At 62.0% G+C, this 21,618-nt stretch carries 22 protein-coding genes and 1 pseudogene; 15 read left to right on the top strand and 8 right to left on the bottom strand.

The window, feature by feature from the left end; all coding sequences use genetic code 11:
- Positions 1 to 86: 86 nt before the first annotated feature.
- The 12 genes and pseudogenes from NWV16_RS12570 (at position 87) to arsH (ending at position 8,773) form a co-directional block, all read left to right on the top strand.
- Positions 87 to 764, top strand: a complete 678-nt coding sequence (locus NWV16_RS12570; protein ID WP_260523288.1) for a thermostable hemolysin — start codon at positions 87 to 89, stop codon at positions 762 to 764.
- Positions 754 to 2,235 carry an AMP-binding protein gene (locus NWV16_RS12565; RefSeq protein ID WP_260523287.1) on the top strand — a complete coding sequence of 494 codons (1,482 nt, stop codon included), beginning with the start codon at positions 754 to 756 and terminating at the stop codon, positions 2,233 to 2,235. The genes NWV16_RS12570 and NWV16_RS12565 overlap by 11 nt, the downstream gene beginning before the upstream one ends.
- Positions 2,232 to 2,906, top strand: coding sequence for a TenA family transcriptional regulator (locus tag NWV16_RS12560; protein WP_260523286.1), 675 nt, complete (start codon positions 2,232 to 2,234; stop codon positions 2,904 to 2,906). Before NWV16_RS12565 ends, NWV16_RS12560 begins: the two co-directional genes overlap by 4 nt.
- On the top strand, positions 2,893 to 3,702 hold the full coding sequence (locus NWV16_RS12555) for an SDR family oxidoreductase (protein ID WP_260523285.1): 810 nt from the start codon (positions 2,893 to 2,895) through the stop codon (positions 3,700 to 3,702). Before NWV16_RS12560 ends, NWV16_RS12555 begins: the two co-directional genes overlap by 14 nt.
- Positions 3,698 to 3,928, top strand: a pseudogene (locus NWV16_RS12550) (hypothetical protein); the annotation flags it as partial. The gene NWV16_RS12555 and the pseudogene NWV16_RS12550, both read left to right, overlap by 5 nt.
- The gene (locus NWV16_RS12545; RefSeq protein ID WP_260523284.1) at positions 3,903 to 4,565 is read left to right on the top strand and encodes a response regulator; all 663 of its coding nucleotides are present in this window, start codon (positions 3,903 to 3,905) and stop codon (positions 4,563 to 4,565) included. The pseudogene NWV16_RS12550 and the gene NWV16_RS12545, both read left to right, overlap by 26 nt.
- The gene (locus NWV16_RS12540) at positions 4,562 to 5,932 is read left to right on the top strand and encodes an ATP-binding protein (RefSeq protein WP_260523283.1); all 1,371 of its coding nucleotides are present in this window, start codon (positions 4,562 to 4,564) and stop codon (positions 5,930 to 5,932) included. The genes NWV16_RS12545 and NWV16_RS12540 overlap by 4 nt, the downstream gene beginning before the upstream one ends.
- Positions 5,933 to 6,005: 73 nt before the next feature.
- The gene (locus tag NWV16_RS12535; protein WP_260523282.1) at positions 6,006 to 6,473 is read left to right on the top strand and encodes a metallophosphoesterase family protein; all 468 of its coding nucleotides are present in this window, start codon (positions 6,006 to 6,008) and stop codon (positions 6,471 to 6,473) included.
- Positions 6,474 to 6,516: 43 nt separating this feature from the next.
- Positions 6,517 to 7,137: a LysE family translocator gene (locus NWV16_RS12530; protein WP_260523281.1), complete on the top strand. Its 621-nt coding sequence runs from the start codon at positions 6,517 to 6,519 to the stop codon at positions 7,135 to 7,137.
- Positions 7,138 to 7,244: 107 nt separating this feature from the next.
- The gene (locus NWV16_RS12525) at positions 7,245 to 7,592 is read left to right on the top strand and encodes a metalloregulator ArsR/SmtB family transcription factor (RefSeq protein ID WP_260523280.1); all 348 of its coding nucleotides are present in this window, start codon (positions 7,245 to 7,247) and stop codon (positions 7,590 to 7,592) included.
- Positions 7,593 to 7,601: 9 nt separating this feature from the next.
- Positions 7,602 to 8,072 (top strand): arsenate reductase ArsC, encoded by a 471-nt coding sequence (locus NWV16_RS12520; protein WP_260523279.1) that lies wholly within the window; start codon positions 7,602 to 7,604, stop codon positions 8,070 to 8,072.
- 11 nt (positions 8,073 to 8,083) lie between these two features.
- Entirely contained in the window at positions 8,084 to 8,773 is a 690-nt protein-coding gene (arsH, locus tag NWV16_RS12515) for an arsenical resistance protein ArsH (protein ID WP_260523278.1), read from the top strand.
- A gap of 53 nt (positions 8,774 to 8,826) precedes the next feature.
- Here the strand turns inward: arsH and NWV16_RS12510 are convergent, their stop codons facing one another.
- The 4 genes from NWV16_RS12510 to NWV16_RS12495 all read right to left on the bottom strand — a co-directional run bounded on the left by NWV16_RS12510 (position 8,827) and on the right by NWV16_RS12495 (position 14,929).
- On the bottom strand, positions 8,827 to 11,997 hold the full coding sequence (locus NWV16_RS12510; RefSeq protein ID WP_260523277.1) for an efflux RND transporter permease subunit: 3,171 nt from the start codon (positions 11,995 to 11,997) through the stop codon (positions 8,827 to 8,829).
- Positions 11,994 to 13,241, bottom strand: a complete 1,248-nt coding sequence (locus NWV16_RS12505; RefSeq protein ID WP_260523276.1) for an efflux RND transporter periplasmic adaptor subunit — start codon at positions 13,239 to 13,241, stop codon at positions 11,994 to 11,996. The genes NWV16_RS12510 and NWV16_RS12505 overlap by 4 nt, the downstream gene beginning before the upstream one ends.
- On the bottom strand, positions 13,238 to 14,488 hold the full coding sequence (locus tag NWV16_RS12500; RefSeq protein ID WP_260523275.1) for a TolC family protein: 1,251 nt from the start codon (positions 14,486 to 14,488) through the stop codon (positions 13,238 to 13,240). Before NWV16_RS12500 ends, NWV16_RS12505 begins: the two co-directional genes overlap by 4 nt.
- Positions 14,489 to 14,587: 99 nt before the next feature.
- On the bottom strand, positions 14,588 to 14,929 hold the full coding sequence (locus tag NWV16_RS12495; RefSeq protein WP_260523274.1) for a hypothetical protein: 342 nt from the start codon (positions 14,927 to 14,929) through the stop codon (positions 14,588 to 14,590).
- Positions 14,930 to 15,086: 157 nt separating this feature from the next.
- Here NWV16_RS12495 and NWV16_RS12490 point away from each other — a divergent pair, with 157 nt between their 5' ends.
- Positions 15,087 to 17,465 carry a DUF3772 domain-containing protein gene (locus NWV16_RS12490; protein ID WP_260523273.1) on the top strand — a complete coding sequence of 793 codons (2,379 nt, stop codon included), beginning with the start codon at positions 15,087 to 15,089 and terminating at the stop codon, positions 17,463 to 17,465.
- A gap of 43 nt (positions 17,466 to 17,508) precedes the next feature.
- Here the strand turns inward: NWV16_RS12490 and NWV16_RS12485 are convergent, their stop codons facing one another.
- The 4 genes from NWV16_RS12485 to NWV16_RS12470 all read right to left on the bottom strand — a co-directional run bounded on the left by NWV16_RS12485 (position 17,509) and on the right by NWV16_RS12470 (position 19,968).
- The gene (locus NWV16_RS12485; RefSeq protein ID WP_234204974.1) at positions 17,509 to 17,673 is read right to left on the bottom strand and encodes a DUF2986 domain-containing protein; all 165 of its coding nucleotides are present in this window, start codon (positions 17,671 to 17,673) and stop codon (positions 17,509 to 17,511) included.
- Positions 17,674 to 17,723: 50 nt separating this feature from the next.
- Positions 17,724 to 18,419, bottom strand: coding sequence for a tRNA (adenine(22)-N(1))-methyltransferase (locus NWV16_RS12480; RefSeq protein WP_260523272.1), 696 nt, complete (start codon positions 18,417 to 18,419; stop codon positions 17,724 to 17,726).
- 64 nt (positions 18,420 to 18,483) lie between these two features.
- Positions 18,484 to 19,080, bottom strand: a complete 597-nt coding sequence (locus tag NWV16_RS12475) for a LysE family translocator (protein ID WP_260523271.1) — start codon at positions 19,078 to 19,080, stop codon at positions 18,484 to 18,486.
- Between the two features lie 51 nt (positions 19,081 to 19,131).
- Positions 19,132 to 19,968: an AraC family transcriptional regulator gene (locus tag NWV16_RS12470; protein ID WP_260523270.1), complete on the bottom strand. Its 837-nt coding sequence runs from the start codon at positions 19,966 to 19,968 to the stop codon at positions 19,132 to 19,134.
- 161 nt (positions 19,969 to 20,129) lie between these two features.
- Here NWV16_RS12470 and NWV16_RS12465 point away from each other — a divergent pair, with 161 nt between their 5' ends.
- Both NWV16_RS12465 and NWV16_RS12460 read left to right on the top strand, forming a co-directional pair.
- On the top strand, positions 20,130 to 20,324 hold the full coding sequence (locus tag NWV16_RS12465; protein WP_065260008.1) for a PLDc N-terminal domain-containing protein: 195 nt from the start codon (positions 20,130 to 20,132) through the stop codon (positions 20,322 to 20,324).
- Positions 20,325 to 20,543: 219 nt separating this feature from the next.
- The gene (locus NWV16_RS12460; RefSeq protein WP_260523269.1) at positions 20,544 to 21,602 is read left to right on the top strand and encodes an alpha/beta fold hydrolase; all 1,059 of its coding nucleotides are present in this window, start codon (positions 20,544 to 20,546) and stop codon (positions 21,600 to 21,602) included.
- Positions 21,603 to 21,618 lie beyond the last annotated feature (16 nt).

Raw genomic sequence — 21,618 nt, 5'->3', positions numbered from 1 at the left:
GTTTGATTAACCTTTTTTCACCTTCAGACTTCGTTAAGAAATGCCTCCGATACTCGGTTCAAACCATTGAGGGAGGCGTTCTGCCCATGCCCGCTTTCGACTGGAATATTGCCCTCCCCCTGCATTTCGGCCCAGCCGAAACGCCCCTGATGACATTGACCGGCGCCCTGCCCGGCAGCACGTTGCGAGAGACGTTCGAAGCCTTCATCCAGGAACGCTTTCGCAAAGCCCATGGCGCCGATATCCGACACTTTATGCCCGAGCTGTTCGGCATGCACAACGGCGAGGGCCAACTGTGTGCGGTGACCGGAGTACGTCTTGCCCATCAAGCCCCGCTGTTTCTCGAACGCTATCTGGATGAACCGATCGAGCCCCTGATCAGCGCAGCGGCGGATCGTCCGGTCGAGCGCAGCGCAATCGTCGAAGTCGGCAACCTTGCCGCCAGCGACACCGGCAATGCGCGGCTGAGCATCATCGCCATTACCTACCTGCTGGCCATGGGTGGCCTGGAATGGGTGACATTCACCGGCAATATCGGGCTGGTCAACAGCTTCCATCGCCTCGGCCTGAAACCCGTGACATTGTGCGCCGCCGACCCGGAGCGATTGGGTGACGAGCGTCAACACTGGGGCAGTTATTACGAAAGCAAACCCTGGGTGCACGTCGGCAACATCCGCGCCGGCTTCGTCCATTTGCGCAACATCGGCCTGTTTACCCGCCTGGGTCTGTCGACCTCGATTGAAGGAGCCTGCGATGTCGCTTGAAATGCAACGCTTTCAGGAAGCCCTGCGCGACCATGCCCGACACAATGACAACCGCATCGCACTGTGGGGCGACACGCTGAAGCTCGATTACGCCACGGTTTATGCCGAGGTGCTCTATCGCCGGGAACGCCTGCGTCATGAGCAGGCGCAGGTCATTGCTCTGGCTTTGGATAACGGTGTCGATGCCTTGATGTGGGATCTGGCCGTGTTGTTCGAAGGCTTGACGTGCGTGACGCTGCCTCCGTTTTTCAGCCCGGCGCAACGCGCTCATTGCCTGGAGCAAAGTCAGGCCGAACGGGTGATTGCCGAGCCGGAGCTGGAAGACGAACTGCTCGCGGCCGGTTATGAGAAACACGGCGAATTCTGGTGTCGCACGTTCAGTGGCCCGAGTCGCCTGCCGGCAGGCACCGCGAAACTGACCTTCACCTCCGGCACCACCGGCACGCCCAAAGGCGTATGCCTGAGCACCGACAGACTATTGAGGGTGGCACGGGAGCTGGAGCAGGCAAGCAAATCCGCGGCTCCAAAGCATCATCTGGCACTGTTGCCGCTGGCGATTCTGCTGGAAAACATCGGCTGTTACGCCGCGCTGTACGCGGGTGCGACACTGAGCCTGCCGAGCCAGACAACCCTGGGCATACGAGGCGCCAGTGGCGTCGAAGTGCCGCTCTTGCTGGGCTGCCTGGCCAGGCGAGCACCGGAGAGTCTGATTCTGGTGCCGCAACTGTTGCTGATGCTGGTCAGCGCTGCCGAACAGAAAGCCTTTGCCCCACAACAACTGCGTTTCGCCGCCGTCGGTGGCGCACGGGTAACGGTGGATCTGCTGCGACGCGCGCAGCGTGTCGGGCTGCCGGTTTTCGAAGGCTACGGTTTGTCCGAATGCGCCTCGGTGGTGTGCCTCAATCGCCCCGGCGCACGACGTCCGGGCAGCGTGGGCCAGCCATTGCCGCACGTTGAAGTGCGCCTGGCCGAAGACGGCGAAGTGCTGATCAAGGGCGCTGCCCCGCTCGGTTATCTGGGAGACGCGCCGTACACCGATGAGTGGTGGCCGAGCGGCGATCTGGGCGAATTCGACCCCGAAGGTTTTCTGTACCTCAAGGGCCGCAAGAAGCACCAGTTCGTCACCAGCTTCGGGCGCAACGTCAACCCCGAATGGATTGAATCCGAACTGACCCAGCGCAGCCACATCGCCCAGGCCTTCGTCTATGGCGAGGCGTTGCCGCACAACCACGCCCTGCTCTGGCCGCACCGTGCCGATTGCAGCGAAGCGGAGCTGGCGGCGGCGGTTGCCGAAGCCAACGAAGCCTTGCCCGATTACGCCCAGGTGCATCGCTGGACACGCCTGACGCAACCGTTCAGCGCCGCAAATGGTTTGCTCACCGCCAACGGCCGCCCGCGCCGTGAAGCGATCGTCACGCAGTACCGCCACCTGCTTTCTGAATTCGCCGTTTCCGAGGATTCCGCGCCATGAATTTTTTCGACACCCTGCAAGAAGCCACGCATCAGGAACGTCACGAGCTTTTCAACCTGCCGATCATCCTCGACGCCCTGCAAGGCAAGGTCAGTCTGGAAAGTTATCGGGCGTTTCTCGCTCAAGCGTACTACCACGTCCGTCACACCGTGCCGTTGATGATGGCCTGCGGCGCGCGCCTGCCGACACGCTTGGAATGGTTGCGCAAAGCAGTGGCCGAATACATCGAAGACGAATACGGCCATGAGCACTGGGTGCTCAACGACATTGCCGCGTGTGGCGGTGATCGTGATGCGGTGCGCGACGGCCAGCCGTCGCTGCCGATCGAACTGATGGTGAGTTTTCTGTACGACCTGATCGCCCGGGGTAATCCGGTGGGCCTGTTCGGCATGGTCAATGTGCTTGAAGGCACCAGCATCGCCCTGGCCACTCACGCAGCAGGCAGTATTCGCGAGCGTCTGGCATTGCCGGACACCGCGTTCAGCTACCTGAATTCCCACGGCTCGCTGGACATCGAGCATATGCAGACCTATCGCCGCTTGATGAATCAGCTGGAAGATCCAGACGATCAGTCAGCGGTGATCCATGCCTCGAAAGTCGTCTATCGCCTGTACACCGACATGTTCCGTGGCCTGGCGCGTGACGCGGAGAATCAACATGCAGCTGCGTGATGCGCGTGTGGTGCTGACCGGTGCCAGTGGCGGCATCGGCCTGGCGATCACCGAGGCCTTGTGTACCGCCGGTGCCAGGGTGCTGGCGGTGGCGCGGCATGGGCAGGCGCTGACGCCGTTGCTCAGGCGTTACCCGGACACCCTGTGCTGTGTCGCCGCCGACCTGACTGTGCTCAGTGACCGGCGCAAAGTGCTGGCCGCAGCCGAAGCCATCGGCGGCATCAACCTGCTGATCAACGCTGCGGGGGTCAATCACTTCGCCATGCTCGAACAACTGGATGACAGCGAGATCAACACGATGCTGGCGGTGAACATCAGTGCGCCGATCTGCCTGACCAAACTGCTGCTGCCACTGCTCAAAGAGTCTGACAGCGCCATGGTAGTCAACATCGGCTCGACTTATGGCTCGATCGGCTACGCCGGTTATGCCGGTTACTGCGCGACCAAGTTCGCCCTGCGCGGGTTCTCCGAAGCACTGCGCCGGGAACTGGCCGACACCCGGGTCAACGTGCTGTATGTGGCGCCCCGGGCCACCCGCACTTCGATGAACAGCGCGGCGGCGCAAGCGTTGAACGATGCGCTCAAGTCCAACGTCGATAACCCGCAAACCGTCGCCTGCGCCGTGATCCACGCGATTGCCGGCGACCGTCGCGACCTCTACCTGGGCTGGCCGGAGCGCTTCTTCGTGCGTCTGAACAATCTGCTGCCGAATCTGGTGGATCGAGGCCTGCGCAAACAGTTGCCGCTGATTCGCCGTCTCAGCGAAAAACCTGACAACGAGACGCCAAAACCTTGATCCGGACGGCACCGACAGCCTGTACTTTTACGACCATCACCTCTACCGTCAGAAACAGTACGCTGAGGCCGGAGCTGCACTGCTCCAGGCACAAAAAGCCGCCCCACGTACTGGCCGGGAAACCACAGATGCGGGGCGCCGCAAAGAGATCGCCGCGCTGCAGGTGAACGTGAGCAAAAAACTGACTGACAGGAGTCCGCGTGCGCTTATTACTGATCGAGGATGACATCGCCCTGGGTGAAGGCATTCATCAGGCGCTGACGCGCGAGGGTTACACCACTGACTGGCTCAAGGACGGCAGCAGCGCATTGCATGCGCTGCTCAGCGAGACCTTCGACGTGGCGGTGCTTGATCTTGGGCTTCCGCGCATGGATGGCCTCGAAGTGCTGCGCCGCCTGCGCGACGCCGGTTCGAATGTGCCGGTACTGATTCTCACCGCGCGCGATGCCACCGAAGACCGGATCGCCGGACTGGACGCAGGTGCCGATGATTACCTGGTCAAACCGTTCGATCTCGCCGAACTCAAGGCACGCCTGCGAGCCTTGTTACGGCGCAGTGCCGGTCGCGCGCAGGCGTTGATTGAACATGCCGGCATCAGCCTCAATCCAGGCACCCAGCAAGTCAGCTATCAGGGCCAACCGGTGGCACTTACGCCCAAGGAATACCAGTTGCTGCATGAGTTGCTTTCGCCCCCGGGACGGGTAATGACCCGCGACCAACTGATCCAGTTGCTCTACGGCTGGAACGAAGAAGCGGAAAGCAACACGCTGGAGGTGCACATTCACCACCTGCGCAAGAAGTTCTCCAACGATCTGATCCGTACTGTCCGTGGTGTGGGTTATCTGGTGGAAGAACGCCGATGACCTCGATTCGCCGTCGCACCTTGACACTGATGATCGGCTTGTTGCTCGCAGGCATCTCGGTCATCAGCGTCTTCAACTTGCACGACAGCAACCACGAGATTGCCGAGGTGTACGACGCCCAGTTGGCGCAGAACGCCCGTCTTCTGCAAGGCGTCATGCGCATGCCGATGGAGAGCAGACAGCAAGCCGCGTTGTACCGGGCTTTCAATAGCGCGCTGGGTGAAGCCGTATCCCGGGGCGATGGCCACCCGTACGAAGGGAAGATCGCTTTTCAAGTGTGGAAACCGACGGGCGAGATACTGGTACACACCGCGAGTGCACCCTCCTTCCGTACACTACCGACCCGGCCGGGCTTCAGTGACGTCGTGGATCTGGAGAACCGCCACTGGCGCGCTTTTCTGCTGGAAGACCCGCAAAACGGCCTGCACATCTGGGTGGGTGAACGCGAAGACGTGCGCGCCGACCTGGTCGACCGGATCGTGCGTCATACGTTATGGCCAAACGTAATCGGCAGCCTGATCCTCGCGGCCATGGTCTGGCTGGCCATTGGCTGGGGGCTCAAACCACTGGCGAACATGGCGTCCACCCTGCGCGCCCGGCACTCAGGCTCGCTTGAACCCTTGCAACTGGCGCCTTTGCCCAGCGAACTGGAGCCAATGCAAGCCGCGCTCAATCGTATGCTTGCGCAGATTCAGGAAGTGCTCGGACGCGAACGTCGATTCATTGCCGACGCCGCCCACGAGATGCGCACGCCACTGGCGGTGCTGCGGGTGCATGCGCAGAACCTGCTGGAGGCCGGTACGGAACAGGAACGCCGCGAGTCTTTGCAGTTTTTGATTTCCGGCGTCGACCGCGCCAGCCGGCTGGTCAACCAGTTACTGACCATGGCGCGCCTGGAGCCCAGATCCGATTCACCCGAACTGCAGCGTATCGACCTCGGGGAAACCGTGCGCAGCAGCCTGGTGCAACTGACACCGTGGCTGTTGAGCAAACAACTGGAACTGGACTTTGAAGACAGTGCCCGGCCGTTGCACATCATGGCCAGCCCCGCCGCCATCGATATCGCATTGAACAACCTGGTCACCAACGCCGCCAACTTCACTCCACAACAAGGCGTCATTACCGTCCTGATCAACCAGAGCGAGGGATTTTGCCATTTGATCGTCGAAGATCAGGGACCGGGGATCGACGAAACGGACCGGATGCGGTTGTTCGAGCGTTTTTACAGCCGAGGCAATCCCGAAGGTGCCGGGCTGGGACTGGCGATCGTATACATCATCGCAACCCGGCTGGGCGGGCGAATTGCACTGGTAAACCGGGCGCAGGGCGGTACGCGAGCGACATTGTCGATTCCTGCCTGTGCCTGATTCATAAGTTGAAAATGGCCTCCTTCACCCCGAAGATGCTCCTCATGCCTCAAACATCGACGCAGCGTTCGCCATGAAAACCGGCATCATCTCAGACACCCACAACCTCCTGCGCCCACAAGCACTGACTGCGCTCGAAGGCTGCGACCGGATCATCCACGCCGGCGATATCGGCAATCCGGACATTCTCGCCCGACTGGCCGACATCGCGCCTGTGCAAGCCGTTCGGGGCAATAATGACCTGAACAGTCCGTGGGCCAGCGATATTCCCGATCTCCTGACCTTCGACCTGAATGGCTGGCAAGCCCTGCTCGTCCATGACATCGCCGATGTGCCGGCCGATCTCGACGCGCAGATCAGGCTCATCATCACCGGCCACTCCCATAAGCCGCTAATCGAATGGCGCGGCGACCGGCTCTACGTCAATCCCGGCAGCGCAGGTCCTCGCCGTTTCAAGCTGCCGGTCACGCTGGCGATGCTCGAGATACAACCCGGCAACATCGAACCGCGCCTGATCTCCCTGCTGGATCCCCCCGCCTGAAACCGCTACCGTTCCCCCATCCAGAACAGGGAACCCATCCGCCATGTCCATCGCCGACAACCTCCTCGCTTTCACCTTCGCTGCCACGCTGCTGACCCTGACACCCGGCCTCGACACCGCGCTGGTCCTGCGAACGGCCACCGTCGAGGGCAAGCACCAGGCCTTGCGTGCTGCACTGGGCATCAATGCCGGTTGCCTGTTGTGGGGCGCGGCGGTGGCGTTCGGGCTGGGGGCGTTGATTGCCGTTTCGGAGCTGGCCTACAACCTGTTGAAGTACTGCGGCGCGGCGTATCTGGCGTGGCTCGGCTTGAACATGCTGCTGCGCCCTCGCCGCTCGCTGGCGCCTGCCGAATCCACCGGCAAACCGGGGAGCAACTGGTTTCTGAAGGGCATGCTGGGCAATGTGCTCAATCCTAAAGTGGGGATTTTCTACGTGTCGTTCCTGCCGCAGTTCATTCCCCAAGGGCAGCCACTGGTGCCGTGGACGTTCGGTCTGGTGAGCATTCATGTGGTGCTGGGATTGATCTGGTCGCTGGTGCTGATTGGCGCGACGCAACCGTTGTCGGGTTTTCTGCGCCGGGAGAAAGTGATTCGCTGGATGGATCGCACCACCGGGATGATTTTCGTGCTGTTTGCGGCGCGGTTGGCCTTCAGCAAGCGCTGAATCGCCAACGCCTTCTATCGACGCTTGCAGTTTTATCGACCCCGGCCCTTGCCTGGAAAATATGGAAATCCGTATATTCGGTTTTCCGTATATGCAAGGGTATTCCCATGCTCGACCCCGTCTCCGTTTTCAAATGCCTCGCCGACGAAACCCGCGCCCGGGCCACGCTGCTGATCGCCCGTGAAGGCGAGTTGTGCGTCTGCGAGCTGGTCTGCGCACTGGACGACAGCCAGCCGAAAATCTCCCGTCATCTGGCACAACTGCGTACCTGCGGCCTGTTGCTGGATCGTCGTCAGGGCCAGTGGGTGTACTACCGGCTCAACCCGCAGTTGCCGGAATGGGTAGGCGAGATGCTGCAGACCACCCTCGCTGCCAACACCGCGTGGCTGGAAGAAAACAGCGCGCGACTCGCCGCCATGGGCGACCGCCCGCTCAATACAACCGCCTGCTGCTGAGGACCGATCATGCGCGTTTTATTCATGTGCACCGCCAACAGTTGTCGCAGCATTCTGTCCGAAGCGATGTTCAATCACCTGGCGCCGCAAGGTTTCGAGGCGGTCAGCGCCGGCAGCTTCCCCAAGGGCCAGGTGTTGCCACGCAGTCTGACCACGTTGCAGGAGGCCGGTATTTCCACCGTTGGGTTGAACAGCAAGGGCAACGATGCTTTCGAAGGCAACCCGCCGGACATCGTCATCACCGTGTGCGACAAGGCCGCCGGTGAAGCCTGCCCCGTCTATTTCGGACCCGCCTTGAAGGCCCATTGGGGGTTGGAGGATCCATCGGAAGTGAGCGGCGATGAAGTTGCCATCAACGCAGCCTTTCACACCACCCTCGCCCGGATCGAAACCCGCTGCCGGGCCTTCCTCGCCCTGCCCTTCGCCGAACTCGACCGCGATGCCCTCAAGCGCGAGCTCGACTGCATCAGCCTGCTATGACCGGAGTCGTCATGACCGACCTGCCCAATCTCGACCTGTCACTGATTCAGAAAACCACCCGCAACGATGGCGCACACAAGCCGCGCATCCTGTTGCTCTACGGCTCGACTCGACCGCGTTCCTTCAGCCGCTTGCTGGTGGAAGAAGCCGCCCGGCTGTTGGAGCACTTCGGCGCCGAAACACGGATCTTCAATCCGTCGGGTCTGCCACTGCCGGACGATGCGCCCAACGATCACCCGAAAGTCCAGGAGCTGCTGGGACTGATGCAATGGTCCGAAGGCCAGGTCTGGTGCTCACCCGAGCGTCACGGCGCAATGTCGGCGGTGTTCAAGGCGCAGATCGATTGGGTGCCGCTCGCCCTCGGCGCCATGCGCCCGACCCAGGGCAAGACCCTGGCGGTGATGCAGGTCTGTGGCGGTTCGCAATCGTTCAACGTGGTCAATCAACTGCGGGTGCTGGGCCGCTGGATGCGCATGTTCACCATCCCCAATCAATCCTCGGTGCCCAAGGCGTATCTGGAATTCAACGAAAGCAATCGCATGAAGCCTTCGGCGTTGTACGACCGAGTGGTGGATGTGATGGAGGAATTGGTGAAGTTCACGCTGTTGTTGCGTGATCGTCCGGATCTGGTGGATCGCTATTCCGAGCGCAAGGAATCGGCGGAGGAGTTGATGCAGCGGGTCAATCAGCGGTCGATCTGAAAGCCTGAACAAAAGCCGGTGCGATCCTTCGCACCGGCTTTTTCGTCATCGGTTTACGGCTGCATGGAAGCACCATCGCCTTCGGGTGACGTGTTCTCAACGGACAAACGACGACGGCGCATCAACCGATACGCAGCAGGAATGACGAACAGGGACAACAGGGGCGCCGTGACCATGCCGCCGACCATGGGCGCGGCGATGCGGCTCATGACTTCGCTGCCGGTGCCGCTGCCCACCAGGATCGGCAACAGGCCGGCGATGATCACGGCTACGGTCATGGCCTTCGGGCGTACGCGCTGCACGGCGCCTTCGCCAATCGCCGCGACCAATCCGCGCTCGGTGCTGTCGCCGCCGTCTTCGCGTTCGGCCAAGGCGTTTTTCAGGTACAACAGCATGATCACGCCGAACTCGGCGGAGACCCCGGCCAACGCAATGAACCCGACGCCGGTGGCCACCGACAGGTTGTAGCCCAGCATATAGAGAAACCACGCGCCGCCACTCAAGGCGAACGGTAACGTGGCCATGATCAGCAGTGCTTCGTCGAAACGGGCAAAGGTCAGGTAGAGCAGCACGAAGATGATCAGCAACGTGGCCGGCACCACCCGTTTCAGGCGAGCGTTGGCCCGTTCGAGAAACTCGAACTGCCCCGAGTAACTCAGGCTCATGCCGGGCTGCAGTTTCACCTGCTCGCTGACTGCGCGACGCAAATCGACCACGACTGAAGCGATGTCGCGACCGCGCACGTCGATGTACACCCAGCCGGACGGTCGGGCGTTTTCGCTCTTGAGCATTGGCGGGCCGTCCGTGACCCGGATTTTCGCCAGCATGCCAAGAGTGACCTGACTGCCCGAGGGCGTGTAGACAGGCAGCTGCTGCAGAGCATCGGGCGAGTCGCGCCATTCTCGTGGATAACGGAGGTTGATCGGGAATCGCGCCACCCCCTCGATGCTTTCCCCAACGTTTTCTCCACCGATGGCGCCAGCGACGATGGATTGCACATCGGTGATATTGAGCCCATAGCGACCGGCGGCGGTACGGTCGATATCGACCTCGATGTAGCGGCCACCTGTGAGGCGCTCAGCCAGCGCCGAGCTGACGCCGGGCACGTCTTTGGCCACACGCTCGACGGCCTGGGTCACCGCATCGATCTGCGCCAGGTCGTTGCCGGCGACTTTTACTCCGATGGGACTTTTGATCCCGGTGGCGAGCATGTCGATGCGGTTGCGGATCGGCGGGATCCAGATGTTGGTCAGCCCCGGTACTTTCACCACGCGGTCCAGTTCTTCCACGAGTTTTTCCGGGGTCATGCCCGGACGCCATTGTTCGTGGGGTTTGAACTGGATGGTGGTTTCAAACATCTCCAGCGGCGCCGGATCGGTAGCGGTTTCGGCGCGACCGGCCTTGCCGAACACATGCTCGACCTCGGGCACGGTCTTGATCAGGCGATCGGTCTGCTGCAGCAATTGCGCAGCTTTTTGCGCTGACAATCCCGGCAACGCCGAAGGCATATACAGCAAATCGCCTTCGTCCAGCGGCGGCAGAAACTCACCCCCCAGGCGCGACACCGGCCACGCTGCGCTGATAAACACCAGCAGCGCCACCAGCAGGGTGAGTTTCGGCCGCCGCAACACCGCATCCAGCGCCGGCTGGTAGATCCGGATCAGCCAGCGATTGAGCGGATTGTGGCGCTCATCCGGTATCCGACCGCGAATCCAGTACCCCATCAGCACCGGCACCAGTGTCACCGACAACCCCGCTGCCGCCGCCATGGCATAGGTCTTGGTAAACGCCAGCGGGCCGAACAATCGTCCCTCCTGAGCCTGCAAGGTAAACACCGGGATGAACGACAGCGTGATGATCAACAGACAGAAAAACAGCGCCGGCCCCACCTCTGCCGCCGCGTCGGTCATCACCTGCCAATGGCGTTCGCCCCTGAGCGCCTGCCCCGGATTGGCGGCGTGCCACGCTTCGATTTTCTTGTGGGCGTTCTCGATCATCACCACGGCGGCATCGACCATGGCACCAATGGCGATGGCGATCCCGCCCAGCGACATGATGTTGGCGTTCAGCCCCTGATGACGCATGACGATGAACGCAATCAGCACACCCACCGGCAACGAGATAATCGCCACCAGTGACGAGCGCAGGTGCCAAAGGAAGATCCCGCAAACCAGCGCCACTACGATGAACTCTTCGAGCAGTTTGTGGCTGAGGTTGTCCACGGCATGGTCGATCAGCTTGCTGCGGTCATAGGTGGTGATGATCTCCACGCCGGGCGGCAGGCTGCTTTTCATGTCATCGAGCCTGGTCTTGACCGCCGCGATGGTCTCCCGGGCGTTTTTGCCGCTGCGCAAGACCACCACGCCGCCGACGGTTTCGCCCTGGCCGTCCAGCTCGGTGATGCCCCGACGCATGTCCGGCCCGGTCTGGATCGTTGCGACATCGCCCAGGGTCACCGGCACCCCGCCGGCGCCGAGTTTGAGCGGGATTGCCCGGAAATCATCGAGGGTTTTGAGGTAACCGGACGCGCGTACGATGAACTCGGTTTCGGCCATTTCCAGCACCGCACCACCGGTTTCCTGATTGGCCTTGCCGATGGCTTCGCGCACCTGCGCCAGGGTGATGCCGAGGCTGGCCAGACGCACGGGATCGGGCTGCACCTGATACTGCTTGACCATGCCGCCAAGGGTGGCGACTTCGGCGACGTTTGGCAGCGTCTTGAGCTCGAACTTGAGGAACCAGTCCTGCAAGGCGCGCAGTTGCGCCAGATCATGTTGCCCCGTGCGGTCCACCAGCGCGTACTGGTAAATCCAGCCGACCCCGTTGGCATCCGGGCCCAGCGCCGGTTTGGCACTGGCCGGCAGACGACTCTGGATCTGGCTCAGGTACTCCAGCACCCGCGAACGCGCCCAATACTGATCGGTCCCGTCCTCGAACAGCACGTACACGAAACTGTCACCGAAGAACGAATAACCACGGACGGTTTTCGCCCCCGGCACCGAAAGCATGGTGGTGGTCAGCGGATAGGTCACCTGGTTCTCGACGATCTGCGGTGCCTGCCCGGGGTACGGCGTGCGGATGATCACCTGCACATCGGACAGATCCGGCAGCGCATCGATCGGTGTGTTCTGCACCGACCACACCCCCCAACCGGTGACAAACAACGTCGCCAACAGCACCAGAAAGCGGTTGGCCACGGACCAGCGAATCAGCGCGGCGATCATGGCTGGCTCTCCGAGGTTTCGCCGTCGATCTCAAGCGGGGCGGCGACGATACCCTTCAGGCTGGCTTCGGAGTCGAGCAGGAACTGGCCGGAGGTCACGACCTTCTGCCCTTCTTCCAGGCCTTGGAGGATCACCGTTTTGCCGTCGCTTTCCTGTCCGGGCCGTACCTCCAGCGGGCGATAGTGCCCCGCGTCCTGCGCCAGCATGACCAAGGCCCGTTTGCCGGTGCGGATCACCGCTTCGCTCGGCACCCACAGGCTGTCCTGGCCGGTCGAGCGGTTCAGCCGTACTTGAGCGGTCATCCCCGGACGCAAGCGACCCTCGACGTTGGCCAGCTCGACCCGTACGCGCAGGGTGCGGCTGTCGGGGTTGGTATCCGGAAGAATGGCGCTGACCTTGCCGTTGAACACGGTGCCGGGAAACGCCGGAAGCCGTGCTTCGATGGATTGGCCTTCGGTGATGGAACCGGTCTGCGCTTCCGGCACCGCCACGGCGAGCCATACGCTTTCCAGGCCATTGATCCGCGCCAGCGTCTCGCCGCCCGCCACAGTCATGCCGGTGCGCACGTTCAACTCCTGCACGACACCTCCCACCGGGCTGGTGACGGTGAGGTTCGACTGAACCGTACCGCTACGCTCCATCTGTGCGATCAGGCTCGACGGCATGCCGGTCAGTTGCAGGCGTTGGCGTGCCGCTGCGATCAGGTCGCGGTCGCCGCTGCGTCTGAGGGCCAGAAACTCGGTCTGGGCCGCCGCCCATTCGGGTACGAGAATGTCTGCCAGCGGCGCGCCTGCCGCCAGCACATCTCCTGGTGCCCGGGCATAGACCCGTTCGACAAAACCGCCGGTGCGGGACTGCACCACTGCCACGTCACGCTCGTTGAAGCTCAGTACGCCGGTCACATCGAGGCTGGAGGAAAACCGCCCGCGCACAACAGTGGCCGTGCGCAGCCCGAGATTCTGGCTCAGGCCCGGATCGATGCTCACCGTCGCATTGCCTGTACCTTCGCTGGCGTATCGAGGTACCAGCTGCATGTCCATGAAGGGCGACTTTCCGGGTTTGTCGAATTTCTGCTGCGGGTACATCGGGTCATACCAGTACAGAGCCTTGGGTTTACTGCCCTGCTCCGCTGCCAGGCCAGTTGCGTCGGGCATGCGCTGATAAGCCACGCCGTAGCCCGCAGCTACCCCCACAGCAAGGGCGAGGCCGGCCAGCCAGAGGCTGTTGTGTTTTGGTGGGTTCACAGACTGGTCTCCCCATAAGCGAAATGCAGACGCGCAGCGCTCAGTGCGCGCTGTTCTTCCACGTCGATCTGTTTGAGTCGTGCCTCGATGAGTTCACGGCGGGCGCTGACCACGGCGTTCAGATCGCCCTTGCCGGCGCGATAACTGGCCAGACTCAACTCGACCTTCTCTTTGGCCAGCGGCACCAGGCTTTGCTGGTTGCGCAGCACCGCGCGGTCGAGACGAGCGTATTCGGCCAGCTCGTTTTCCAGTTGTTCGGTGTGCTCCCGGGACAAGGCGTCGCGCTGTGCTTCGATCTGGCTGAGTTCAGCCTGGCGGGCGGCAATCTTCGGGTTCTGTCGCGTTTCGGGAAACAGTGGCAGGTCCCAGGAAAACTGCACGCTGACCATGTCGCCGAATTCGCGACCACGGTGCTGGTAATCCACTTCCCAGCTCCAGTCTGACTTTTTCTCGGACACGGCTTCCTGCACCTTCGCCTGCGCTTCGCGGGCCATGGGCATAAATGCGGCCAGTTCGGGATGGTGTTGCAGTTGATGATTGAAGTTCGCGGGGTCGACCGGCCACTGCGGCAGGCTGCCTTCGGGCTTGTCGTTGGCGGCAGCGCCGATCCAGCGTTTGAGGGCCGCTTGGGCCTGGGTGCGTTCCAGCGACAGGTTGTCTTCTTGCTCCGCCAGTCGGGCGGCTTCCTGCTTCGGCGTCACCGCGTCGGCAGGCTGCGCGCGGCCACCGGCGATCTGCGCCCGCACCGTATCGGTCAGCAGACGGTTTTCCCTGTAGAAGTCCTGAAGCAGCGCCTGTTTGCGCTCCACCGAATAGCGGCCGATCCACGCCAGTGCCGTGGCTTGCCGGACTTTGAGGCGTTCAACACGACGTTCCGCCGCCGCCCGCTCGACGCCTGCCTCGGCGACTTCGATGCGCGCCTTGCGCTTGTCGTTGTTGGGCATGTCCTGACGCCAGCCGACCATTTGCATGGTCATGAAGTCCTTGTCGAGGCTGTATCGATCCGGCCCTCCCACGGGGTAGTTCTGCACACCCAGCACCAGTTTCGGATCGGGCAACTCCCCCGCCGGGATGGCAGCGCTGCTGGCGGCCTGGATTTTTGCATCTTGAGCGTTCAGCGACGGCGCGCTGGTTTCCGCCAGCCGCAGCGCTTCATCGAGTGTCAGCGCGGCGGCGAAACCCGGCCACGCGAGCACACTTGCCGCAAGGCCGGCCCCGAGTGGCCAACCTGTGCACTTGAATTTCATGGTTACGATTCCTGTGATCGTCCGCTATGCGCGGCGAAAAACACGCGCACAGCCAATCCACTCCGCCAGGGCGGAATGAGTTTTCAAGGGAGACAGGAATCAGATGCGGGGCGGTCGCCAGACCCCGGACGGGGTCGCTACGGGCAGGGAATCACTGAAGAAAGAATGCGTCACGGGGCTGAACACGGTGACGGGCGGTTTGAGGATCGCGACTTGCAGCACACCGCCGGTCTTGCACTCCTGGCCTGGCTTGCAGGGTGTGCCATGGTCGGCAGGACTTTTCATGTCCTTGCAGCAATCCATGCCCATGCCGTCCATCATCGCCATGCCCATGGCTTGCATCGGGCAGGGTTCCGTCGGCGCCTGCACGCCCGCCATCCCGCTGAGGGGAAGCGCCAGGCTGATCAGGAAGACAAGACAAAACCGCAGATAGCGTTTCATGGCCGTGAGTCTAGTGGCGAAAAAAGGGGTTCACAATCAAGTGCCGGCGATATCAGCGGATGAACATTAAGCCAGGATTAGCCACGGAAAATCATGCAGCGCTCGAACGATCACCTAACCTGAGTGTTTGTGTGTTCAACCGGAATCCGTCAGCCCCATGCGCCCTGCCTTGAAGTCATTGATGTTGGTCGTTCTGATCCTGCTCGGCCCGGGCCTGACCATGGTGTCGGCGGCCGACCTGCCGGGTGTCGCCGACACAGGCGCCGCGCTTCCCGGCGTCACGCAAAGTGATCTGCAAGCCTTGCAGTTACGCCTCGACGGCCTCAAGCAACAGATCTCGTCCGCCAACAATTACAACCAGCTCGAAGGTCCGCAGGATCGGGTGCAGACATTTATTCTCGACATCGATCGGCTGTCGGCTTCGCTGTTGCCACAGCAGGCGCAACTGACCGTGCAACTGGGCGTGCTGGGCGCGGCGCCGACGGAAACAGTCGCCGCCGAACAAGCCGATATCGCCGCGCAACGGGCGACGCTGATCGAACAGAAAAACAAGGTCGACACCGCGCTGAAGAATCTGGCCACGCTCAAACAAAGCGCCACAGAGCTGATCAGCCAGATCGCCGGCATACGCCGCACGCTGCTGGAAAGCGAACTCACCCTGCGCACCGACAGCGTGCTGAGCCCGGATTTCTGGTCGCCGGTGGTCGATCCCGCCCCCGAGGATCGCCAGCGCCTGCAGGAGTTCGTCCAGCAAATCAAGGAAACCGGCACCGAGGCCTGGCAACCGGGGCAACGGTTCTACACCGCCGTGCTGGTGGTGTTGTCTTTCGTCATCTGGACGCTGGGCCGGCGTCTCGCCGACCGCTGGCTGGCGTGGGTATGCATTCATCGCATGCCCGAAGGCCGGCTGCGGCGCAGCTCGCTGGCATTTGCCTCGGCGCTGGCGACACTGGCAACCACTGCGATCGCCCTGGAACTGCTGTATTACGCCTGCACCCGTCATGTGCCGCTGCCGCCGATGCTGGCGACCTTTTCCGACGAATTCCAGAAAGTGGTGTACGCCTGCGTGATGATCACCGGCCTGAGCCGGGCGTTGCTTTCAACCGAACATCCGTCGTGGCGGCTGCCGGTGATTGCCGAACCCGTTGCTCTGACGCTCAAACCCTTCGCACGGATCCTCGCCGCGACACTGCTGGTGCTGGTGACCGCCGTGCAAGTCGGCAATTCGTCCGGCATGAGCAGCCAGATCGTGATCACCGGTCGCGGCGTGATCGCGCTGGTGGTATTGGCCATTGTCACCGTGCTGCTGATGCGCGTCGGCAAGGTGCGCAAGGCGCTGGCGGCCGCCGGGGACGCGCAAGTGACGGGCAATACCCTGGCCGGCTTGATTTACAGCCTCACCACCTTGGCGATGGTCATTTCCCTGGGCGCATTGCTCACCGGTTATGTCTCACTGGCGCGGTTCATCACCTATGAACTGGTGTGGGCGTTTATCGTGCTGTCCGGCTTCTACCTGTTGATGCAATTGCTCAAGGACAGCTGCGAGTATTTTTTCTCCCCCCGCCACTCCAGCGGCAAGGCCTTGAAGCAACTGCTGGGCGTCGGTGACCGGCGCCTCGAACAGGCCTCGACCCTGTTGGCCGGCGTGGGCCGCGCCGCGCTGTTGCTACTGGCGGGGATCACCTTGTTCGTCGGCGGCATCGGCACCACGCTGGGCCAATTGGCCGCCAGCATCGGTACGATTCTCGGCGGCGCCGGCCTGCGCAAACTGCACATAGTTCCCGGCCACCTGCTCAATGCGGCGCTGGCGCTGTTGATCGGTATCTACCTGATTCGCGCCCTGCGCCGCTGGCTCGACAACGAGTTCCTGCCCAAGACCGACATGGACCCTGGCATGTGTGCGTCGCTCAGTACGCTGTTTTCCAACATCGGCTACGCAGTGGTGATTCTGTTGACGCTGTCGTCACTGGGCGTGCAGTGGACCAACCTGGCGTGGATCGTCAGCGCACTGTCGGTGGGGATCGGTTTCGGTCTGCAGGAGATCGTGAAGAATTTCGTCTCCGGGCTGATCCTGCTCACCGAGCGCCCGGTCAAGGTTGGCGATCTGATCAGCATCAGCGGCGTCGAGGGCGACATCCGGCGGATCAACGTGCGCGCCACCGAGATCCAGCTCAGTGACCGCTCGATCGTGATCGTGCCCAACTCGCAACTGATCTCGCAGAACCTGCGCAACGTCACCCTCGGCGGCAGTGCCCAGGGCGTGGCGACGCTGGAGCTGATGTTCCCGCTGGACATCGATCCGGAACAAGTCAAAAGCCTGTTGCTCGATACCTACAAAGAACACGAAACCATCCTCGGCAAACCGGCGCCCTTCGTGCGCTTCAGCAAGCTTTCGCCCGATGGCATCACCCTGACCGTAACCGGTTACGTCGACAGCCCGCGAATTGTCGGCAAGACCAAGAGTGATTTGTTGTTCGAGATACTCAAGCGGCTGGGGGCGGCGGGGATTGAGCTGGCGAAGCCGCCGAGTACCTGAGGGGAAACCCGATGGGGGCTTATACCGCTGCGCACCTGCTTGATCAGGCCTCAGTGGTGTCAGTCGACTCCGGCGCCGTTTCCGCCGCCAGTTTCAGGCGATCCGCCTTGCTGATGTACTTCGGTTTGTTGCTCTTGGGGGCCAGTTTGGCGTTGGCCTTTCTGGATTTTTCCTTGAAGAGCTGTTGCAGTTTCTTCTGACGGTTCATGGTTCTACCCTGCTTGAAAGTGGGCGAATGATATCAGCCTCGGGCCGGTCTCAAGCCAGCACGTCGGTAATCCACCGCACCTGACGGACCAGGTCTTGCACCTTGTGCTCGCAAACCCCGTGCCGCGCGCGCCCGAAGTGATGCAGGGTCTGTTGTTTGTGGCGCAGACGATGCTGCCATTTGCCGATGAATGCCGGGCAGCGCGTCTGCAAATGCAACGGGCCGAAGTAAAGTTCCTCGGCGGTGTAGCTCACCGGCCCGCCACGCTCGGCGACGATGATTTCGTAATCGAAACGGTTTTCCCGCAGGACTTCCTCGCAGAGGATCCGGTAGTCGTTGTCCATCAACCATTGGCGCAGCGGTTGCTCGCCACCGTTGGGTTGCAGGATCAGGCGTTCGCGACCGCTCAGGCGGGCCTTGCCGGCTTCGAGAATGTCACGGATGGTTTCGCCGCCCATGCCACAGAGGCTGATTGCGGTAATTGCATCTTCCGGTTCGATGGCCATCAAGCCATCAGCCAGGCGTACAGTAATCCGTTCGCCCAGATCGTTCTCACGCACGGTGCGTTCGGCCGAGCGAAACGGCGTCAAGGCCATCTCCCCCGCCACTGCCGCTTCAATGGCACCGCGACGCATCAACGCCACCGGCAGATAGCCGTGATCGGAGCCAATATCCGCCAGCCGCGCCCCCACGGGTACGTGTGCCGCCACCCGTTCCAGGCGCCTGGACAATGTCTGTTCGTTCAACCGCAACCTCTTTCACTCTGAACGTCCGGCATCGATGGCCGGATCGGGGCGCGATTCTGGGGGGCTACACCAACACCGTCAACCAGGCCGACAACAACAGCAAAAACGCCAACCCGGCATTCATGCGCCTGAATGCCCGTGGCGAGCCAAAGAGCCGCGCACTGCCCACACCCAGCGCCGCCCACGCCGTCATGCACGGCAGGCAGACCAGCAGAAACACGAAGGCCAGCAACAGCATCCGCGTTTGTTCATCGCCGCTCCCGCCAAACACACTGACCACCGCTACGGCCATCATCCACACCTTCGGGTTGATCAGTTGCAGGCCGGCAGCACCGAACACGCTGAAGCCGCCATCACTTGCCGCTGTCGAGTCCAGCGACGGCGGCGTACTGCGAAAGATCTGCCACGCCAGCCAGCTCAGCCACAGCACCCCGGCCCAGGCCATCGCCTGCTGCACCCGGGGATAGCGCAACAGCGTTTCGCCCACACCGAGCCCGACCACCAGCACCACCAGCGCCGCCGACAGACAGGCGCCGAAGATGATCGGCAGCGTGGCCAGCATTCCGCGCCGTGAACTGTGGCTCATCACCAGAATATTGGTCGGCCCCGGGGTGATCGAGGCGACGAAGGAAAACAGCAAAAAAGGCAACAGCGATTCCATGGCATGGACTCCGGATCAGGACAGGAGGCCATGGTCGCGGTTGCATGAGGTTCAGTCTGGAAGGTTTGAGCAGCGCTTGCGGTAGTCCGCAGGTGTGAGGTGATAGGCGCGGCGAAACCAGCGGCCGAGATGGCTTTGATCGGCAAAGCCCAGTGCGCTGGCGACGTTGGCGGGCGTTTCGCCTCGCGCCAGCATTTGCCGGGCCCGGGCCAGTCGCAACTGGATCAGGTAACCATGGGGCGCCAGCCCGAAGGCCGACTTGAAGGCGCGGGTCAGACGAAAGCGGTCCACCCCGCAGACCCGGGCCAGATCATCCAGACCGATGTCCTCGAAGGCATGGGCATGCAGATAGTCCCGCGCCACTTGCGCCACCCGTGGCAGGCGTGGATCGAAGGCCTGACGCTTGCGCCAGTCGAGATGAGCGGTCAGTGATCCGAGCAAAGTGTCGATCGCACTCTGCCGCACGATACGCAAGTCGCCGTGATGCAGTGCGTGAAAGGCCTGATTGATGGACGTGGCCAGACGCGGGTCCTGGCTCAGGGTGTCGGCGAAACCGAGCTGACGGTTATCCGGCGCCTGCTCGAACAGCGCCAGCAACTCGCGTTCCAGCCAGTTCGGATCGAAGTAGAGCATCGAGTAAGTGAAACCCTCTTCGGTCGGTGCGTGCCCGTCGTGGATCTCTCCCGGCTCCAGCATGATCGCCTTGCCCGGCGTACTGAAATGCCGCACGCGCCGGCAATCGAACTGCTGCACCCCTTGCTCGGTGACGCCCACCAGAAAGCTGTCATGCCAGTGCGGATCGTAGGCATGACCCTGGAAATGGGCACGGATCGTCTCGATCCCGGTGTCGGCATCCTGGGACAGGTCGATCCAGTTGCGTTTGTCCACGCAAAGGCTCCGGAGAAATAGGGGATGGCGACTAACTTACCGCGCTTCACGTCAATGCGTTTAGAAGATTTGTGCAGGTTATCCGACGCAGGCAGGACGCAAATTTAATGAACCCCCGGTTTCACCAGCCGCCTAACCGAATGACCATCAGGAGGTAGCTCATGCAAATCGAAACCACGTGGATCGTGCTGGCCATCATTCTTTTGCTCGTGGAACTGTGGGCAATCAACCGGGTGCGCAAGAGCGAGGGAAAATCGAGCAACAAGGGCGTCTGGATCGTACTGATCGTGTTCGTGCCGTTGCTGGGCCTGATCGCCTGGGCGCTGGCCGGGCCGAAGCACGTCACCCAGACCTGACCCCACCAGGCATGCAAAAAACCGGGCCCCGATCATTCGGGGCTTTTTCATGGATCACGGGTTTGTATCGCACTGTGTACGCAATGCCTGCGGATACACACATGCCTGACTCGGGAGCAAAACCGAAACAGCACGGATACACCGACAGGCTTTACTGGACTCCAGTTCAGAAGGGTTCCCCAGAACCCCATCCCCGTCGATTGCAAAAGGAGCCGTCCCATGAAACCTGCACTGCACACCACCGCTGCCGGCAAAACCCGTCGCCTGCTGGGCCTGTCGATTCTCGCCACCGCGCTGATGCAGTTCGGAGCATTCGCCAACGCACAATCGGCTGCACCGGAGCCGGTCAAAACCGAAGCTGCCAGTGTGAAGGCCGACCTGCCCTTCGGCGCGCTGAAACATGTGAAGGCCGGCGTGCTGGACGTGGCCTACGCCGAAACCGGCCCGGCCGATGGCCCGGTGGTGATCCTGCTGCACGGCTGGCCCTACGACATTCACAGCTACGACGAAGTCGCACCGATTCTGGCGGCCAAGGGTTATCGGGTATTGATGCCGTACGCCCGGGGTTATGGCGACACGCATTTCCTTTCCGACAAGACTGTGCGCAATGGTCAGCCGGCGGCGCTCGCCAGTGACGTGATCGACTTCATGGATGCACTGAAAATCAAACAGGCCGTGCTCGGCGGCTATGACTGGGGCGCGCGCTCGGCGGACATCGTCTCGGCGTTGTGGCCTGAGCGGGTGAAAGCGCTGGTGTCGGTCAGCGGTTACCTGATCGGTAATCAGGCCGCCGGCAAGAACCCGCTGCCGCCCAAGGCCGAGCTGCAATGGTGGTATCAGTTCTACTTCGCCACCGAACGTGGTGCCGCCGGTTACGCCAAAAACACCCATGATTTCGCCAAGCTGATCTGGCAGACCGCCTCACCGAAATGGGCCCTCGACGACGCCACATTCGACCGCAGCGCAAAAGCCCTGGAGAACCCCGATCACGTCGCCATCACCGTGTTCAACTACCGCTGGCGTCTGGGGCTGGTGCAGGGGGAAAGCCAGTACGAAGCGCTGGAGCAGAAACTCGCCACCGCGCCGTCGATCAGCGTGCCGACCATCGCCCTGGAAGGCGATGCCAACGGCGCCCCGCACCCTGCGCCCGAAGACTACGCCAAGCGCTTCACCGGCAAATATGAGTTCCGCCTGATCAGCGGCGGCATCGGCCACAACCTGCCACAGGAAAGTCCGCAGACGTTTGCCAAGGCGATCATTGACGCTGACCACCTCTGAAATCGCACCTGAAAGC

The organism is Pseudomonas sp. BW7P1, from assembly GCF_024981055.1.
In the GTDB taxonomy this organism is placed as follows: Bacteria; Pseudomonadota; Gammaproteobacteria; order Pseudomonadales; family Pseudomonadaceae; genus Aquipseudomonas; species Aquipseudomonas bananamidigenes.
The sequence above is the reverse complement of the archived record's forward strand: the minus strand, read 5'-3'. Positions and strand labels throughout refer to the sequence as shown.

Bases quoted from the DNA above. Each gene is read 5' to 3' on its own strand.
- NWV16_RS12475 (WP_260523271.1), bottom strand. From the start codon at position 19,080: ATGGAATCGCTGTTGCCTTTTTTGCTGTTTTCCTTCGTCGCCTCGATC.
- NWV16_RS12465 (WP_065260008.1), top strand. From the start codon at position 20,130: ATGCAAATCGAAACCACGTGGATCGTGCTGGCCATCATTCTTTTGCTC.
- NWV16_RS12495 (WP_260523274.1), bottom strand. From the start codon at position 14,929: ATGAAACGCTATCTGCGGTTTTGTCTTGTCTTCCTGATCAGCCTGGCG.
- NWV16_RS12510 (WP_260523277.1), bottom strand. From the start codon at position 11,997: ATGATCGCCGCGCTGATTCGCTGGTCCGTGGCCAACCGCTTTCTGGTG.
- NWV16_RS12525 (WP_260523280.1), top strand. From the start codon at position 7,245: ATGCTCGACCCCGTCTCCGTTTTCAAATGCCTCGCCGACGAAACCCGC.
- NWV16_RS12520 (WP_260523279.1), top strand. From the start codon at position 7,602: ATGCGCGTTTTATTCATGTGCACCGCCAACAGTTGTCGCAGCATTCTG.
- NWV16_RS12540 (WP_260523283.1), top strand. From the start codon at position 4,562: ATGACCTCGATTCGCCGTCGCACCTTGACACTGATGATCGGCTTGTTG.
- NWV16_RS12530 (WP_260523281.1), top strand. From the start codon at position 6,517: ATGTCCATCGCCGACAACCTCCTCGCTTTCACCTTCGCTGCCACGCTG.
- NWV16_RS12500 (WP_260523275.1), bottom strand. From the start codon at position 14,488: ATGAAATTCAAGTGCACAGGTTGGCCACTCGGGGCCGGCCTTGCGGCA.
- NWV16_RS12535 (WP_260523282.1), top strand. From the start codon at position 6,006: ATGAAAACCGGCATCATCTCAGACACCCACAACCTCCTGCGCCCACAA.
- NWV16_RS12555 (WP_260523285.1), top strand. From the start codon at position 2,893: ATGCAGCTGCGTGATGCGCGTGTGGTGCTGACCGGTGCCAGTGGCGGC.
- NWV16_RS12490 (WP_260523273.1), top strand. From the start codon at position 15,087: ATGCGCCCTGCCTTGAAGTCATTGATGTTGGTCGTTCTGATCCTGCTC.
- arsH (WP_260523278.1), top strand. From the start codon at position 8,084: ATGACCGACCTGCCCAATCTCGACCTGTCACTGATTCAGAAAACCACC.
- NWV16_RS12485 (WP_234204974.1), bottom strand. From the start codon at position 17,673: ATGAACCGTCAGAAGAAACTGCAACAGCTCTTCAAGGAAAAATCCAGA.
- NWV16_RS12560 (WP_260523286.1), top strand. From the start codon at position 2,232: ATGAATTTTTTCGACACCCTGCAAGAAGCCACGCATCAGGAACGTCAC.
- NWV16_RS12570 (WP_260523288.1), top strand. From the start codon at position 87: ATGCCCGCTTTCGACTGGAATATTGCCCTCCCCCTGCATTTCGGCCCA.
- NWV16_RS12460 (WP_260523269.1), top strand. From the start codon at position 20,544: ATGAAACCTGCACTGCACACCACCGCTGCCGGCAAAACCCGTCGCCTG.
- NWV16_RS12565 (WP_260523287.1), top strand. From the start codon at position 754: ATGTCGCTTGAAATGCAACGCTTTCAGGAAGCCCTGCGCGACCATGCC.